This window comes from Paenibacillus sp. FA6 (genome assembly GCF_051550225.1).
GTDB lineage: Bacteria > Bacillota > Bacilli > Paenibacillales > Paenibacillaceae > Paenibacillus_AQ.
Map to the genome: position 1 here is coordinate 72,634 of NZ_CP188820.1, position 17,366 is coordinate 89,999.

The following is a 17,366-nucleotide window of genomic DNA, read 5'->3' on the forward strand; positions in this document are numbered from 1 at the left end:
CACCACCCCCACACCCCCTCACGGCAAATTTCACTTCACTTCGTTCGTTTTGGTCGCTTCGCTCCTAACAATAACAATAAATATTAAATTACTTTCCTTCGTAATAAATAAAATAATATTTGCCTATGAATTAGAAGTTGCCTTTGCTATAGCTAGAACGTAAAACTTGTATGCGAATATGCGAACATTTGTTGTTGGAGTAGCGTTTATAATATGGGGAATATGTTATAGTTAAGTTGGTTGTCCGTAAATAAGGGGGAAGTTCGTTTGGGCATAAAATATCGTGTAGATAAAAGAAAGAAAGCCATTAATACTATTAAAGAACTAATGACTAACCCTTCACGTATTTTAATTATACACTATTCTTGTGAAAGTTTTTATGACTCAAACGAGGGAAGAACGCCTCGTATAACTTCTATTGCGGTCAGATACTTTAATACTGCACAAACAAAATCATTTGCCATACATAAAGTAGCCGAATCAAAGAGAATTGCTTTCAATGAGATTGAAAGTCATTATGATGAATTAGAAAGAGATATGTTGAAGGACTTTTTTCAATTTGCAAAAAGACATAAAGATTACAATTGGATTCATTGGAACATGCGTGATTTAAATTTTGGATTTGAAGCAATGGAAAATAGGTACTCTGTATTAAGCGGAAAGCCAGAGGTTATTGACGATAAAAATAAATTTGACTTGCCTCGTTACTTAATTGATATGTTTGGTTCAGATTATATAGGTCATCCTCGTTTGGAAAAACTTATTGAGAAAAATCACATTTCTAAAAAGGATTTTCTTGCAGGTGAATCAGAAGCGAGGGCATTTGAAAAAAAAGAGTATGTAATGCTACACCACTCAACTTTGAAAAAGATCGATATATTTCATACTATCCTAGAAAAAGTAGCTGAAGGTAGATTAAAAACAAACGCTAAATTTTATGAGCCATATGGATTAACTGCACAAGGTTTGTTTGAAAAAATGAAAGACCATTGGTTATATGCAGTGACTAACTTAGTTGTTGGCGGTATTATTGGTGCGATTATTTCTAATTGGATTGGTTAAATATGATGCTAGTATTCCTGCTGTCATTCAAGATGGTAGGATTTATTTTTTTAACACACCCTTGACGACACACTTGTTATATATACCGATAGAATGAAAAAAAGTAGAAAGTCGTTTTTATCTTGTAAGTTTAATTGAAACAAAGTTCTTGTTCATGAAGTGGAGATTGCTATTATTAGAAACAGGTTCAGCTACATAAGAGCGATGAATGAAAATTGCACGATATCAGCGTGAATTATGAGTTCCAAAAACCTTCGTATAAGACACTCCTAGTTTTTGTTTGATTGTGTCTTTAAATCTATCAATATTCAGTTCCAATACTCGTTCCTATTTCTATGTTGCAAAAACGTACCTTAAATGATACTATATAACTATAGATTACATAGAGGAGCGGAATTATATGAAGATTGGATATGCGAGGGTTTCCACGATAGATCAATCATTGGATTTGCAGATGGATGCTTTGAACAATGCAGGGTGTGAACGTATCTATACGGAGAAAGCTAGTGGAGCTAAAGATGATCGCAAGGAATTGCAACGTGCATTAGATTCCTTAAGACAAGGCGATGTGTTCATAGTGTATAAGCTTGATCGATTAGCTCGATCTACTAAGAAGTTGATTGAAGTGTACGAGCAAATGACTAAACTTGGTGTTGAATTAGTTAGTGTGTGTGATGGATTGGACACCACAACACCTACTGGAAGAGCGATGTTCAAGATGATAGGGGTAATCGCAGAGTTGGAGAGGGAAATGATTGTAGAGCGTACTAAAGCAGGATTAGCCGCTTCAAGAGCAAGAGGACGTTTAGGTGGTAGACCAAAAACAGATGCTAAGAAGGTTGATCGTGCAATTAAGCTTTATGATGCTCAAGAACACTCTGTGGCAGATATTGAGGAAATGACAGGTGTTAAGAAGGCAACCCTATACAGAGCGTTGAAGGAACGTACACTACAATCTGAAAAGCTTTAATGCATGGTCTATGATGTTTGCTAAGAAATCGGATTAACATGAATGGCTACCAGTTCTTAAGGTAGCCTTTTTGTATGGGGAGGGGGGAGGGTTTTCATCCAAACCGTCTTTACCATTGTTGAAAATGGATAGGGCAGTTACAGTCCTCGACTAAGCACATTAATAGCGATATGATAAGATTCAAATACCAACATATGGTACAATACTTTGGGTAAAAGAAGGATTCTCTTTTTAAGATGAGTGGTTAAATAGTTATGTATGTAGAAGTTACCTTTTTATCATTTCTTTCATATCGGAATCATTAAGTAGTGATACTTCAATAATGTGTTCCACTAATAATATAATCAAAGTGAACAAGTATTTTCTGAACAATATTCCTTGTATATTCATTGTTATTTTATACAGAATTGAAAACTCTATGAATATCTAATTGATTGAACTAAAATGCTCTTTTGTCCCAAAATATGATAATATTATCACATGAAATTAGAAGGCACCTATTACATAAGGGGGCGAAGTTGTTGACTCTCGAGAGTTTGAAAAGAGATATTCTTGAGAATGATATTTATAATATATATCGCACTAATCTTCTTGGAAATGAAGTCTGGTATTTTAAAGATTACCTACAAGACCCCGATTACTCACGAACCTATGATAATTTAAAGCATTTTATTAGTGAGAAGCTAGCGGTTCATTTTAATAATGTTGCAATATTCGGCAGTGCAAAGACTGGTTATAGTTTTTCGCCAAATAAAGATTTTAGAATTTTTAATGAATGTTCAGATATAGATATTGTGGTAGTATCGCAGACCATGTTTTCATATTTTTGGACAGAATATATGGACATTCACGCTAAAAGTATTAGACCAATTAATAATTATCCTTATGTAGCAAAAGCTATTTTTCAAAAGTTCATTGTATTTAATGGATTTGATTTGAGTAACGAAGCATATGTTAAATGGCATAAACAAGAATCTGATTTTAAAAAAGATTTACAGCTGAACTTTAATATTGTTCATGACATTAATTATAGAATTTTCGAATCATGGGATGCCGTACAAAACTACTACATGAGAAGTATCCATATTTTAAAATCACAGTTAGGGGGTTAGAATAGGATGGCTGAAAGAAAAATTGATTTAATTAAAACTGAAACAAGAAATGTAAAATGGTTAGTCGATAATATGAGAAATGAATTACTAAAAGTCGATAATAGCTTCCAAAGACAATACGTTTGGTTAAAAAAGCACCAAGTCAAGCTAATAGAAACCATCTTACTAGGATATTCTATTCCAGAAATATATCTTTGGGGGATTGATACCGATCCTGATAATGGAGACACGGTATACAGTATTGTTGATGGTCAGCAAAGAATTGGTGCAGTAGTTGACTTTATTGAAGGGAAATTCAATTTATCAGTTACAAGCGTTGCAGAGAAGGACGCATCTTATGCTAACAAGCATTTCTCTGATTTAAATTCTGATGAAAAAAAGGCAATATGGGATTACCCTTTTTCAATTCGTTTTATTAGACAAGAGTTCGTAAGGCAAGATATTGTAACCATGTTTTTAAGACTTAACAGCACAAACCTTTCTTTAAACCCACAAGAATTAAGAAACGCAGAATTTGATGGGAAATTTCTTAAGTTGGCTGAGGAATTATCAAATCTAAACTTCTGGGAAACCTATAAAATTTTTAATCAACAACAAGTAAGACGAATGCAAGATATCCAATTTATAAGTAACGTTTTAATTTTCTTTAGACAAGGGATTGAAGGAGATACTACACAAACAAATATAAATAGAGTCTATGACCTTTATAATGAGACATATGAGGAATATGACGATGATAAGAATTTATTCAATTCTATCTTAAACGAGATGGAGAAATTTTTTAAATCAACAGATGAAAAAATAGGGGAGTTTCTATCAAAACAAACGCACCTTTACACTTTCATGATTATTACGTATTACATCCTTAAAATGCATGGTGAAGTCAAAGAAGAACATGTACAAAAAGTCTCGAAATTTATAGATGCCTATGAAAATACATCTAATAGTAATCTTTTTACTACAAAAATCTTAAGTGATATTGCTGAATATAAGAAATTGAGTTCAGAAGGTACTCAGAGTAAATCAAAAAGAATGAGAAGAATACAGATTATCAAAAGTGTCATTGATATTTAATGAAATATTAGTCTTCGACTGAGGTTACCAAATGCATCAACTGCGAGTTATTGTAATGGTTGTATATAATGAAAGTGAAATGCTACTAATATCTCAAAATATTAGTGGCATTTTTACTATGCCCAATAAAGACTCTATTATTTAATTATCGATGATAGACAGAAATAGTGAAGGGTTCACCTAGGAAATAGTCTATAGAAACTCTAATTAAATATCTTAGTGAAAAGCTACTATAATAACTAACATAAATCCAGCTTCATTAATAGAAGTTGGATTTTTCGTCTACAAAGTACATGAAACAATATAAGTGAATATATCTCTGTTCAATAAGATAATTTATTTACCTGCTTAAACCTAAATATTATGGTTTATTGTCCCAATCTTAATGAAGTTCATTCTTTAGATACTCAATTTTTGCTCTTGAATATTCATTATGGGACGAATGATACCAAATAGGAGTAGACATTTCAGTACTTTTAATTTTCTCTTGATAATAATGAAGAAGATCTGACTTAAAAAATAATAGTTTGTCTTTCTGATCGAAAACTATTTCAGTCCTATGATTATGATAATGTTCAAATAAAGTCGTTACAAATTTCAAGTCCTTAGAATATAATGGATAGTTTTCACGATTTATAGATGATAAATATATATTCCAAATGTTATATGCATTCGTCTGGTTAGATATTTTGTCATGATTTAGGTAAATCTCACCAAGTTCCGCATATGCACTGATATTGCCTAGCTTTGCACTTTTATTTAAGTGGTTTACTGCAATACTTATATTTTTTTTGCAACCATATCCATTAAGGTACATTCTCCCCAGATATTGCATCGCAATAGGTGAGTTTAAGGCAGTACCCTTTTTAAATAAGTCAAAAGCCATTAAGTAATCTTGAAGTTCACCATTGTTGCCATAAAAATAGGATATTGCTTTATTTGTGACCTCATCGCTTAAATCAGAATCAGTACTGTTTGATTAATTATCAGTCTTGATATTGATACTATCTACATCTTGAAGGTCAATTAATATATTTATTGCCTCATAGACAGGAATGTTAAAAAACTCTCTACTTGACGAGACTCTGTTCTCACTTAATAGTACGTGCATCTTATCTTCAGCAATCCTACAGTTATTAAAATGCCTTTTATACACGAGGATGAATGGTGTTGGAACACCAGTTGCACTAGATAGTTCCAATATACGATCGTCAGGTTCTCTTGTTGTCATTCCGATCTTAACTAGATTAGGCATTGAAGAATTAATGAGAATATAGATGTAGCCTTTACTCAAGTTGTTTTCCCTCCTTATAATGTATCAGTCTATTTTAACACATCGTTGTATCGTACTAGAAGACTTAAATAGAACTGAATTATCACATCTAGCCAGACCAAGTGCCGAAGATAAACAGAGAGCCGTTGAACGTATATTTAGGGACTAGCCACTCCATATGAGTGGTTTTTGTTTTTATTAGAGAGGGGGAGGGGGCAGGGTTCTCATCCAAGTCATTATTTTCATTGCAGATAATGGATGAAGCAGTTATAGTCCTCGACCAAGAGAATAAAAAGCCATACGGTACAAGTAGGGAACCAATAAGTAGTGAAATTAGGTTAATGACTGTCGGTTTGACTGATTACTCGAAATAGTATGCTGATTCGACAATTAATGTGGTAGTATTTAACTATTAATCCAACGTCTTAATGCTTATCAATGTATAGCTGAGGATATAGGCATAACATGCAGAGTCTATTCAATTAAGAAAGTGGGGGGATATTAATGGATAAGTTAAGTGTTCATATGGAGAATTGCTATGGTATTAAATCTCTTACTACAACTTTCAATTTCAATAAAAAGAAAGCTTATGTAATTTACGCTTCGAATGGCTCAATGAAAACTTCCTTCACAAAAACTTTTAAGCAATTAAAAGAAGGAGGAAACCCAAAAGAGGAGATATTCGGAAGAGAATCCTCTTGTAATATTATTAAAAGTAATGAACAGAGTATCGTACCTGAAGAAATCTTTGTAATTGAATCATATAATGAAAGTTACAGTTCGAAAAATGTATCTAATTTATTAGTAAATAAGCTACTACAAGAGAAATATATATCGCTATTAAAAGAAATTACTATTAAAAAGGATAATTTTATTAACGCTTTGCAAGAATATTTGGGGCCAAAGGTAGCTATAGAAAATCAATTAATGTATGCATTTAATAAACAGGACTCTGATTTTTTGAAACTATTAAATGAAATACATAATAATGATTTGAATAAACTAGAAGATAGTGGACTAGACTTTACTCAAATTGATTACACAACATTATTTGATGATAAGGTTGCTACATTTGTGAAAGACCCAAAAAGTCTTGAATTATTAAAGGAGTACAGCACTGAGTACAATAACTTAATGGATAAAACTACTTTCTTGAAAAAAGGGACATTTAATCAATACAATGCAAAGAATATTAATGATAGCTTAAATGATAATGGTTTTTTTACAGCAGAACATCATCTTTTATTAAGAGATGGGAAAAGAATAAAGTCCTATGAAGAATTAATCGATTTAATTCAAACTGAGAAAGCTGAAATACTAAAAGATCCAAAATTATTGAAGAGATTCGAACAAATAGATAAAAAGTTATCCGCAAATGTCCAATTAAGAAATTTTAGAATTTTGATTGAAAACGAACCGAGTTTGATTAGTCAATTGGTTGATTTTGATGGGTTATTAAGGAATGCATGGGTAACAATATTAAAAAGTAATATTGAACATTTTAATGCTCTCGTTTCTGAATACAAAGTTTCAGCTTCACAAATTAATGAGATTATTCAGATAGCAGCTAAAGAAAATGAAAAATGGAGACAGGTAGTTAAAATATTCACCAATAGATTTTATGTTCCTTTTCATGTTTCTATTAAAAATCAAGAAGAAGTTGTTTTGAAAAATTCCGTTCCAACATTAGTGTTTGAATATCATGAAGATGGTGAAAAAGTAGAAATTGATAGAAGTAAGCTCAATTCTCTATTAAGTGGTGGAGAAAGAAGAGCATTATATTTAATGAATATTATTTTTGAGATTGAAGCATTGAAAGTAGAAGGTAAAAATGTATTAGTTATTGCAGATGATATTGCTGAATCTTTTGATTACAAAAATAAATATGCAATAATTGAATATTTGCAGGAAAATGTTGAACACCGATTATTTAACTTTATTATATTAACGCATAATTTTGATTTTTATAGAACAGTTAGTTCTAGAATTTTGGGATATGATAGAGATCACTGTTTGATGGTACTGAAAAAGTCATCGGGGATTGAGTTAACTAATGGAAGATATTTGAAAAATATTTTTAAAAGTTGGAAGGATCAATTAGAAACTAATGACACAATTCTTGTTGCGTCTATCCCGTTTATTAGAAATATTGTTGAATATGTAGAGTCGGAAGATTGTGAAAATTATAAATTTTTGACTACACTGTTACATTTAGTTGAGTTTGGATCGGCAAGAAAAACTAAAGAAATCACGATGAAGGAGTTAGAGCTTGTTATTAATAAAGTATGGATAACTAGTAAAGATATTTCTCACCAAAGAGAATCAAAGAGTATATATAGTTTAATACTAGAAGTTGCAGAAAAAATTAATAATGAATCTGATGATACTGGTATCAATCTTGAAGAAAAGGTTGCCTTCTCTATGGGCATTAGATTGCTAGCGGAAGAAATAATGATAAAAGGAATTACTTTAGACCTTGGAGATGCTTCTGAAATCGAAAAAATTAAATCGAATCAGACTGGTAGATTGCTATCTTTATATAAATCATGTATTGGTACTAATAAGGATATATTGCCTGTTCTTGAACAAGTTAGCCTTATGACTCCTGAGAATATTCATCTTAATTCTTTCATGTATGAACCTTTAATAGATATTTCAATGAAAAGTCTCAAGGATCTTTATGTATCTTTAAAGTCAGTAGCCAGTGAGTATGAAAGGCTTCATGTCCTAGTTTAAACTCTATAAAAGAAACAATAATATAAATGTTTGATTTAATGAATGCTGTGAAGAAGTGAAATTGGCAACATAGCAATTTTCATAGGGTCACTGTTGTAGGCGATGATGAGAAAATGTACCTATTATTGAGGAAGTTGCATGAATAGAATGATAAAAATGGAAATCCACAAAATACAGCTATGAAGTATTATATCTATGCTAACGGCAAGGAGTTTCCAATAATAGCAAGTTATGAGGAGACAAGATAGTCAGACTATGCCATTTTGGAAGTTTTGAGTTTTAATAAATAATAAGGTGGGAGATAAATGATTCAGCAAGCGCTAGTGAATCCTAGAGTGTTTATTTCATACAGTTGGACTACTCCTGAACATGAGGAATGGGTTGTGGATTTAGCAACCAGACTGAGACACCATGGAATTGATGTAATACTAGATAAATGGGACTTGAAAGAAGGGCATGATGTTTATGCCTTTATGGAAGCTATGGTAACTTCTGAGTCAGTTGATAAAGTATTAATTATATGTGATGAAGGATACCAAAAAAGAGCCGACAGCAGAGTTGGGGGCGTAGGGACTGAAACGCAAATAATTACCCCTCAAATCTATAAAGATATAAATCAAGAAAAGTTTATTCCAATTGTTGCAGAAAGAGATAATAAAGGCAATCATTTTATACCTATATATATTGCTACAAGATTATATATAGACTTATCTTCATCGGAAGCATACGAGGAAAGCTACGATAAATTAATAAGAAATATCTACAAAGTTCCATTACACAAAAAGCCATCTTTAGGTAAAGCCCCAGAGTATCTTTTCGAAAATGAAACCACGTTTTTTCAAACTGCTACTGTAATAAGACAGATGAAAGCAAGTGCAGATAAAAACCCCAACAGAGTAAAATACTTATGGAATGATTTTGTTGATACATTTTACGAATCAATTAAAGGACTTGATATTGGTGATAATATAAACGATGCAGATCAAAAAGTTGAGAAAATTGTAAAGTTAATAGATGAATCACTTCCTCTAAGAAATGATTATATTGTTGCTGTTGAGTTGTTATGTATGACAGATACAATTGAAGCTGATCATATAATAGAGTTTTTCGAAAAAATGTATACATTAACTGAATTTCAAGGAAATGGTTCGTACTTTGAATTTCATTTTGATCACTACAAATTTCTGCTTAATGAACTTTTCTTATATTCTATAGCGATTTTGTTGAGGATGAAAAAATATTCTTTAGTTAATCAAGTTCTAAATGCTGAATACTATGTGGAAAGTAATAGAAGTGAAAAACCAAGTGATTTTACTGGTTTTAGATTTTATTTGCAATCTTTGGATAGTCACAATGAAAATATTCAATTGAATAGAGTAAGCTTACATGCAGATTTATTGGTACAACGTGCTTTTGAGAAATATAAGAAGGAACTAATTATTACAGATATTATCTTGTATAATCTTTCTAAGATATATTACAATGATTGGTCGAATATTTGGTTTCCTATTACTTATATTTACTTGAATCAAGTAGGTGTTATCAAGATTTTCAGTAAATTGAAATCAAGAAGTCACTTTGAAACGGTAAAAGTCTTATTCAATGATTGTAATGAAATTGATTTTAAGTCTAAAATTATAGAAATGAAAAGTGATCGTGGATACTCTAATGGTAGGGGCGGTATTCCAATAATACGGAATTTCATTAATCCAGATGAAATATGTACAATACCATGACAGTTTAGCGGAAAATGGCTTTTTATCATATAGTGAGTAGCTAATTTAATTCAATAATAAAATTGGGATTTTAATTAGTAGTTGTCTTGAGATATAAAAGGTTTTAATATGGGAAAGGAAGTGTTAGTATCAAAAAGGTATACGTAATTATTCTTTCATTAATGCTTATTCTTGGATTTACTTCAATTTCAATTGGAGTAGCAGAAGCAAAAGAAAAGATAGTTACATATAAAAACTGCACAGAGTTGAATAAGGTGTACAAAGGTGGCGTGGCTCGTTCCTCCTCAGTCAAAAACAAAGGTGGAAAAACGAAATACAAACCATTTGTTTCACAGGCACTGTATGACGCCAATAAGAAGAGTGATCGGGATAAAGACTTGATTGCTTGTGAAAGGTAAGTGGTTCGTTTTAGAATATGCTTTAAGCAAAGACCTTTCTATTGAGTGGTCTTTTTTTGTACTGTAAAAATGAACTCTATAGGAATGTTAACATATGGTACAATCTTAATAAGTATTTAGCTTGATATTTCCAGAATATCTACATAAAAGATATCCGTCGCATCCAGAGTCCACAATATTATTAGAAGGGGAGGATTTTTTTGAAAACATTATTTAAACCTAAAGTTAACCCAAGTCGCGAATTTTTAGAGATCGCTTCAGATTTCTCGAATCCTCTTGATATTGTACGTGAAGCAATATCAAATTCATTTGATGCAAAAGCATCAGAAATTTTCATAACATTCTCTATGAGTTTAGAAAGTGGTCGTAGAAAACTAAAAATACTGCTTCGTGACAATGGTACAGGTATGGACTATAAGGGAGTAGAATCATTTTTCGATCTAGGTAACAGTTTGCGTAAGGATGATAAAGTTAGTGATCCATCTCTAATTGGAGAGAAGGGGCATGGAACGAAGATATATTTTAATTCTGAAAGGATTGTTGTTATAACTGGAAAAGATGAGATAAAATATTCGTGTTGTATGAACAATCCAATAGGTTCATTATATGAGGGTATTGTTCCCGATGTTGAGGTAGAGGAAAGTCAAGGAAAATTCAAGGGTACTTTGATAGAGATAATTGGATACAACAATAATGAGAGAGATGTATTTACTCATGACCGATTAAGGGATTATATTTATTGGTTTACTAAATATGGTTCATTTGAAGGCGAGTTGGGTCAGCACCCCTACAAAGATATACAACTTCACTTACAAGGAATTGACCGGAATAATCATGAAACTCTAAAATTTGGTCATAAATTTGCGGAAGAGTCGGAGAGTTTGGACAAACTTATGAATGACCATATAACTGATGCACCAGATTATTTTGTTAAAAAATTTGTCTTCGAGGATAATCTTCGTAGATATCCCGATATTAGTTATCAAGCCGTATGGTACATAGAAGGAAATAAGGCTAAGCGCTTGGTAAATAATATGATAAAAAGAAGTGGCTATCAAGCCCCCAGTGGAGGATATTCCGTTCAAGAAAGGTATGGTATATGGTTATCTAAAGACTACATACCAGTCCAACAAAAAAATGAATGGATAAATAAGCGGGGAAGTGAATCAACAAAGCTACATGCTTTTTTTAATTGTCAAGATTTTAGATTAACAGCAAACCGAGGTTCAGTAGAGAACACTTCAGGTGATATTCTAGAGGAAATAAAAAATACAATCAACGAACAATATTTGAGAATTACAGAAAGTGACGATTGGAGTAATATGGAATGGCTTGAAGAACAATCACAATCCTATCAAAGTGAACGGAAAGAAGAAAAGGATTTTGAAAAGAGAGCAAAACTAATTAAGACAGCGAAAATCGCCGAATATAAAGACATTACCTTACGGGAACCACGTCAAGAGCAAGGTGTGTTTTCCATATACCATATAATAAATATTCTTGAACCACAGTTATTTCCATTCGAAATTGTTGACTATGATACGCACGCAGGTATAGATGTTTTAGCACGTTTAAGAAATTCAGGTGTAGATTTAGAACGTTCTTACTTACGCTTTGTTGAGTTTAAAAATATTTTGAAAAGTAATTTCAATCATTCTTTTAAACGACTCTATGGTATTGTTTGTTGGAATCTGCAAATAGTTCATGATGAAGTTGTTACTGATGCGTTTGGTCATAGTCGCAAACTAAGATGTGTTCCAAGCTCTAGTGAAAGTACATTCACACAATATTTCTTAGAGGATGAAAGAGATCCACACCGTATTGAAATAATTGTTCTGGAAGAATATTTGGAAGAACGATTAGGTATTCAGTTTAAACGGGTAAGAACTTAAGAAGAGTTGCTAGTGTAAGGTGCTAGTGCAACCACTGGATGTGATAGCTAATGTTAAACGTAAATAATACAAGTAATAGACCGTCTCTATATGAGTCGGTCTATTCTTTATATAGACATAGGATTTGGGAGGGATACTGCAACAAAACTTTAAACAGAAAGTTGAAGCATTGAAAAATAAGCTAATTGAGTAAATGCAGAGTGCGAAATCGTTTGTGGAATTAATTGAAGTTTGAAAGGCTTTTTGATAAAAGGAGTGAAAATGTAGTGTATTTAGTGAAGGGATACTTTTATTAAGTGTAAGTGAAATGAACAAAAACCAAGAGATAGTATGATCTTGGTCTTTGTTTTATGTCCAGTGCTACGTATAAATTTCATTGGTGAGTTTTCTTGTGTAGATGAACTAACAATTTGTATCTTGAACAGTTGAAATTCTCCATTTCACCCGCTACAATTGATATACAAAGATAACGCAATAATTGAATAGTAATTTACTCTATTGAAGCGGGTAGTGGTGGCGGGATTTACGATGGATTAAGTCATAATAAAGACTCTTATCCCACGTATCCCATGGGATATACTTGAGAAAATCTCCGTTCGTATCGTAAATGAAGTAGATAATGTTAACCGTATCGTGTATGACATTACCTCCAAGCCACCTGCAACGATTGAGTGGGAATAAGAATAAGATCAAAAATAAGATCAAAAAGAGCAAGCCCATTATTTTAACGGGCTTGCTCTTTTTCTTTGAAAAGCTGGATAGAAGTTCCATACCGTATTTGGATAGACGGGTAGTCAATAGGTTTCATTCAGTATAATCAACTGATTTACGAACAAAAATTAAGATAAGAGTTATAATGTTCGGATTTGTCATTGACAAGCTGTGTAACATCGACCTAAAATGATAAAGTGCAACAACACATATTTCGTATAATTCCGAGAATTGGCTTGGAAGTCTCTACGAGGTCACCATAATGGCCTGGCTACGATTATAAAAGAAACCCACAGTGGTAACAGTTGTTTGACTGTCATCATACGGGTTGTTCTTTTTTCGAGCCGGAGTCTACTTAGATTCCGGCTTTCTGTTGCTGTCAAACATATCTAAGGGGGAAATATTCTAATGGGTTGGTTGAATCGGTTTTTTAAACTGAAACAGAATGGTACCACAGTGCGCACAGAAATTATGGCTGGTTTGACTACATTTATGGCGATGGCGTATATCTTATCCGTCAATCCGAACACGCTAACGGCTTTTGGTCAAATTGATATGGGCTGGTATTCTGTATTCTTGGCAACGGCACTAGCTGCAGGGATATTTACAATTGCAATGGGCGTGTTCATTAACTTCCCAGTTGCTTTGGCGCCTGGTATGGGTTTGAATGCCTATTTCGCTTCTGTTGTATTATCTTCAGCATCAACGGATCATCCGTTCACTTGGCAAATGGGTTTAACCGCTGTATTTGTCTCCGGTTTGATTTTTATTCTATTGACGATTACTCGTGTAAGACAAATGTTACTTGATGCTATTCCAGATAGTTTGAAACATGCAATTACAGTTGGTATTGGCTTGTTCATCACTGTGTTAGGTTTGAAGAACAGTGGACTGATGACAATTGGTGTTGAAGCTGGTAAAGATATTCCAGCACATACATTTACGGATGTACTAGGATTTGAAACAGTGATTCATCTAGGTAGCCTAATGAATACAGATGTTCAATTAGCACTTGTTGGTGTGATTCTAATTGCTATCTTAATGGTGCTCCGTGTTAAAGGTGCGATTCTGTTCGGTATCCTCGGTACAACGGTTGTAGCTATCATGATGGGTGCAGTGAATTTCAGTTCATTGCAAAGCAGTGATATTCATTGGGTTCCTGATTTCACCCAAATGAACTTTATGTCCTTCGATTGGGAAGGTATTATGCATACAGGTCTGATCTCTGCAATTGTAACGTTTACCTTTGTAGAATTGTTTGATACGTTCGGTACATTAGTAGGTACTGCAACACGTGCCGGTATTATGAAAGATCCGGTAGAAGGTAAAAGACGTGTAGGTAATGCAATGTTTGTAGATGCAGTTGCGGTAACGGGCGGTGCTATGCTTGGTACATCGACTACAACGGCTTTTGTTGAAAGTGCAGCTGGAGTTGCTGAAGGCGGTCGTACAGGTCTTACGGCTGTAACGACAGGTATATGTTTCTTATTAGCATTGTTCCTTGCCCCAGTTGTGGCATTGATTCCAGGATCGGCTACAGCGGCAGCGCTTATTATCGTTGGAGTACTTATGGTGCAATCCATTAAAGAAATCGATTTTCAGGATATGGTCGTGGCGATTCCAGCTTTCTTGACTATTGTAATGATGCCTTTCACTTACAATATTGCTAATGGAATTTCGTTCGGTATCGTGACTTATGTTGTTTTAGCTACTTTCGGTAACCTTGTAGAGAAGAAGAAATATAACATTCACTGGATGATGTGGGTGCTGGCAGTTCTGATCATTCTACGCTATGCATTTCTCGGTAGTGGAGGTTAATACCATTTGATTGTTCCGAACCAGTATAGCCTTTATGGCTATGCTGGTTTTTTTTGAATTGAAAAGCTACACGAAACCACCCGCATTCTATGTATTTCAGATGTAATCCATCGAAATACATAGGTTGGCGACTATATGCTCACAAACAATGCTTCACTCAAGAAGGGAGACAGAGGAGGATGGAGTATCTGCAGAAGAAGCTCTATATGAGAAGGGAAAGTTAATGTTCCACATTTAAAGTCGTATTCCTACTCTATAGAAAGGTGCAAACCGCACGGATTTAACAGATGATATAGCTTACACCTGAAAGTGATACAAAGTATCGATAGCATAGGAAGCATAATCCACATTCCTACACTATAGTCACTTCTTCAACTATAGATAGATGAAATGAAATGGTTGAATGAATGATAAACTTAAGGGGATACTGGTTGTTACAAATATATTATGTAAAAGGCTTGCTAATCTACAGTACCCATGATATATTAATTACCCGGCTGAGAAAACATTTATGATTTCTTGGTACAAGCATTAATCGCAAGAGTTTGAAAATAACACTTGCATTGTTAAGCCGGATGCGATATGATATAAAAGTTGTCACCGAGACACACTGGTGATTAACGAAAGAGAAATTGATCTTTGAAAACTGAACAACGAGTGAGTGGTTTTCACGAAAGTGAGAACAAACAAATGAGAAATCATTTGGATTGAGAATGAATAATTCTCGTCAGCATGTTTCAAAATGAGCATAATCGCTCTTTTCATGATTGGTTCCAAATCACTGCAAAGCTGATTTGAAATCAATCTCTATTGGAGAGTTTGATCCTGGCTCAGGACGAACGCTGGCGGCGTGCCTAATACATGCAAGTCGAGCGGAGATTTTAGAAGTGCTTGCACTTCTGAAATTTCAGCGGCGGACGGGTGAGTAACACGTAGGTAACCTGCCTGTAAGACTGGGATAACTATCGGAAACGGTAGCTAATACCGGATAATTTATTTCTTCACATGAAGAGATACTGAAAGGCGGAGTAATCTGCCACTTATAGATGGACCTGCGGCGCATTAGCTAGTTGGTGAGGTAATGGCTCACCAAGGCGACGATGCGTAGCCGACCTGAGAGGGTGAACGGCCACACTGGGACTGAGACACGGCCCAGACTCCTACGGGAGGCAGCAGTAGGGAATCTTCCGCAATGGACGAAAGTCTGACGGAGCAACGCCGCGTGAGTGATGAAGGTTTTCGGATCGTAAAGCTCTGTTGCCAGGGAAGAACACTTGGGAGAGTAACTGCTCTCAAGGTGACGGTACCTGAGAAGAAAGCCCCGGCTAACTACGTGCCAGCAGCCGCGGTAATACGTAGGGGGCAAGCGTTGTCCGGAATTATTGGGCGTAAAGCGCGCGCAGGCGGTCATTTAAGTTTGGTGTTTAATTCCAGGGCTCAACCCTGGGTCGCACTGAAAACTGGGTGACTTGAGTACAGAAGAGGAGAGTGGAATTCCACGTGTAGCGGTGAAATGCGTAGATATGTGGAGGAACACCAGTGGCGAAGGCGACTCTCTGGGCTGTAACTGACGCTGAGGCGCGAAAGCGTGGGTAGCAAACAGGATTAGATACCCTGGTAGTCCACGCCGTAAACGATGAGTGCTAGGTGTTAGGGGTTTCGATACCCTTGGTGCCGAAGTTAACACATTAAGCACTCCGCCTGGGGAGTACGGTCGCAAGACTGAAACTCAAAGGAATTGACGGGGACCCGCACAAGCAGTGGAGTATGTGGTTTAATTCGAAGCAACGCGAAGAACCTTACCAGGTCTTGACATCCCTCTGAATCTACTAGAGATAGTAGCGGCCTTCGGGACAGAGGAGACAGGTGGTGCATGGTTGTCGTCAGCTCGTGTCGTGAGATGTTGGGTTAAGTCCCGCAACGAGCGCAACCCTTATGCTTAGTTGCCAGCACATTATGGTGGGCACTCTAAGCAGACTGCCGGTGACAAACCGGAGGAAGGTGGGGATGACGTCAAATCATCATGCCCCTTATGACCTGGGCTACACACGTACTACAATGGCCGGTACAACGGGCTGCGAAATCGCGAGATGGAGCCAATCCCAACAAAGCCGGTCTCAGTTCGGATTGCAGGCTGCAACCCGCCTGCATGAAGTCGGAATTGCTAGTAATCGCGGATCAGCATGCCGCGGTGAATACGTTCCCGGGTCTTGTACACACCGCCCGTCACACCACGAGAGTTTACAACACCCGAAGTCGGTGGGGTAACCCGCAAGGGAGCCAGCCGCCGAAGGTGGGGTAGATGATTGGGGTGAAGTCGTAACAAGGTAGCCGTATCGGAAGGTGCGGCTGGATCACCTCCTTTCTATGGAGAATCGTTTCCTGAGACGGAAACATTCGAACACGGTGACTACGGTCACCGTAAGACTTTACAATGTAAAGTCGCACACTCACTCGTTGTCAGTTTTGAAAGAGCAATCTTTCAAACCGTTATTTCTCTTGTAGAAATGACTTTGATCCTTGAAAACTAGATAACGAACGAATTTGTAAGTTAGAATGAACATTCTTTTATATGTACGTTTTG

11 protein-coding genes, 1 rRNA gene, 1 pseudogene and 1 riboswitch are annotated in these 17,366 nt (G+C 35.1%); of the genes and pseudogenes, 11 read left to right on the forward strand and 2 right to left on the reverse strand.

Features of this window, described 5'->3' with window-relative positions:
* Window positions 1-267: 267 nt before the first annotated feature.
* The 4 genes from ACP8HI_RS00425 to ACP8HI_RS00440 all read left to right on the forward strand — a co-directional run bounded on the left by ACP8HI_RS00425 (window position 268) and on the right by ACP8HI_RS00440 (window position 4,218).
* On the forward strand, window positions 268-1,062 hold the full coding sequence (locus ACP8HI_RS00425; protein ID WP_438349200.1) for a hypothetical protein: 795 nt from the start codon (window positions 268-270) through the stop codon (window positions 1,060-1,062).
* 400 nt (window positions 1,063-1,462) lie between these two features.
* Complete coding sequence (locus tag ACP8HI_RS00430; RefSeq protein ID WP_438349201.1) at window positions 1,463-2,032, forward strand: recombinase family protein; 570 nt, start codon at window positions 1,463-1,465, stop codon at window positions 2,030-2,032.
* Window positions 2,033-2,568: 536 nt separating this feature from the next.
* Entirely contained in the window at window positions 2,569-3,144 is a 576-nt protein-coding gene (locus ACP8HI_RS00435) for a hypothetical protein (RefSeq protein WP_438349202.1), read from the forward strand.
* 6 nt (window positions 3,145-3,150) lie between these two features.
* The gene (locus ACP8HI_RS00440) at window positions 3,151-4,218 is read left to right on the forward strand and encodes a DUF262 domain-containing protein (RefSeq protein WP_438349203.1); all 1,068 of its coding nucleotides are present in this window, start codon (window positions 3,151-3,153) and stop codon (window positions 4,216-4,218) included.
* A gap of 382 nt (window positions 4,219-4,600) precedes the next feature.
* On the opposite strand, the gene ACP8HI_RS00445 is transcribed toward ACP8HI_RS00440, so the two are convergent.
* A complete protein-coding gene (locus tag ACP8HI_RS00445) occupies window positions 4,601-5,104 on the reverse strand; it encodes a tetratricopeptide repeat protein (protein WP_438349204.1) in 504 nt (167 codons plus the stop codon).
* A gap of 93 nt (window positions 5,105-5,197) precedes the next feature.
* Complete coding sequence (locus tag ACP8HI_RS00450) at window positions 5,198-5,512, reverse strand: GIY-YIG nuclease family protein (RefSeq protein ID WP_438349205.1); 315 nt, start codon at window positions 5,510-5,512, stop codon at window positions 5,198-5,200.
* Window positions 5,513-5,995: 483 nt separating this feature from the next.
* Here ACP8HI_RS00450 and ACP8HI_RS00455 point away from each other — a divergent pair, with 483 nt between their 5' ends.
* From ACP8HI_RS00455 to ACP8HI_RS00485, 7 genes and pseudogenes are all read left to right on the forward strand, one after another.
* Window positions 5,996-8,227, forward strand: coding sequence for a hypothetical protein (locus ACP8HI_RS00455; RefSeq protein ID WP_438349206.1), 2,232 nt, complete (start codon window positions 5,996-5,998; stop codon window positions 8,225-8,227).
* A gap of 305 nt (window positions 8,228-8,532) precedes the next feature.
* On the forward strand, window positions 8,533-9,963 hold the full coding sequence (locus ACP8HI_RS00460) for an SEFIR domain-containing protein (RefSeq protein WP_438349207.1): 1,431 nt from the start codon (window positions 8,533-8,535) through the stop codon (window positions 9,961-9,963).
* A gap of 161 nt (window positions 9,964-10,124) precedes the next feature.
* Window positions 10,125-10,361: an excalibur calcium-binding domain-containing protein gene (locus ACP8HI_RS00465; RefSeq protein WP_438349208.1), complete on the forward strand. Its 237-nt coding sequence runs from the start codon at window positions 10,125-10,127 to the stop codon at window positions 10,359-10,361.
* Between the two features lie 200 nt (window positions 10,362-10,561).
* Window positions 10,562-12,253, forward strand: coding sequence for an ATP-binding protein (locus ACP8HI_RS00470; protein ID WP_438349209.1), 1,692 nt, complete (start codon window positions 10,562-10,564; stop codon window positions 12,251-12,253).
* A 561-nt stretch (window positions 12,254-12,814) separates the two neighbouring features.
* Window positions 12,815-12,934 (forward strand): annotated as a pseudogene (locus ACP8HI_RS00475) (hypothetical protein); the annotation flags it as partial.
* A gap of 224 nt (window positions 12,935-13,158) precedes the next feature.
* Window positions 13,159-13,258: riboswitch (purine riboswitch) on the forward strand.
* 123 nt (window positions 13,259-13,381) lie between these two features.
* Entirely contained in the window at window positions 13,382-14,782 is a 1,401-nt protein-coding gene (locus tag ACP8HI_RS00480) for an NCS2 family permease (RefSeq protein ID WP_438351659.1), read from the forward strand.
* Window positions 14,783-15,589: 807 nt separating this feature from the next.
* Window positions 15,590-17,147: ribosomal RNA gene (locus ACP8HI_RS00485) — 16S ribosomal RNA — on the forward strand.
* Window positions 17,148-17,366: the final 219 nt, after the last annotated feature.

What these genes read in the sequence shown, in the direction of transcription:
- ACP8HI_RS00445 (WP_438349204.1), bottom strand. Translation starts at nt 5,104, where the DNA reads ATGGCTTTTGACTTATTTAAAAAGGGTACTGCCTTAAACTCACCTATT.
- ACP8HI_RS00430 (WP_438349201.1), top strand. Translation starts at nt 1,463, where the DNA reads ATGAAGATTGGATATGCGAGGGTTTCCACGATAGATCAATCATTGGAT.
- ACP8HI_RS00460 (WP_438349207.1), top strand. Translation starts at nt 8,533, where the DNA reads ATGATTCAGCAAGCGCTAGTGAATCCTAGAGTGTTTATTTCATACAGT.
- ACP8HI_RS00455 (WP_438349206.1), top strand. Translation starts at nt 5,996, where the DNA reads ATGGATAAGTTAAGTGTTCATATGGAGAATTGCTATGGTATTAAATCT.
- ACP8HI_RS00440 (WP_438349203.1), top strand. Translation starts at nt 3,151, where the DNA reads ATGGCTGAAAGAAAAATTGATTTAATTAAAACTGAAACAAGAAATGTA.
- ACP8HI_RS00465 (WP_438349208.1), top strand. Translation starts at nt 10,125, where the DNA reads ATGCTTATTCTTGGATTTACTTCAATTTCAATTGGAGTAGCAGAAGCA.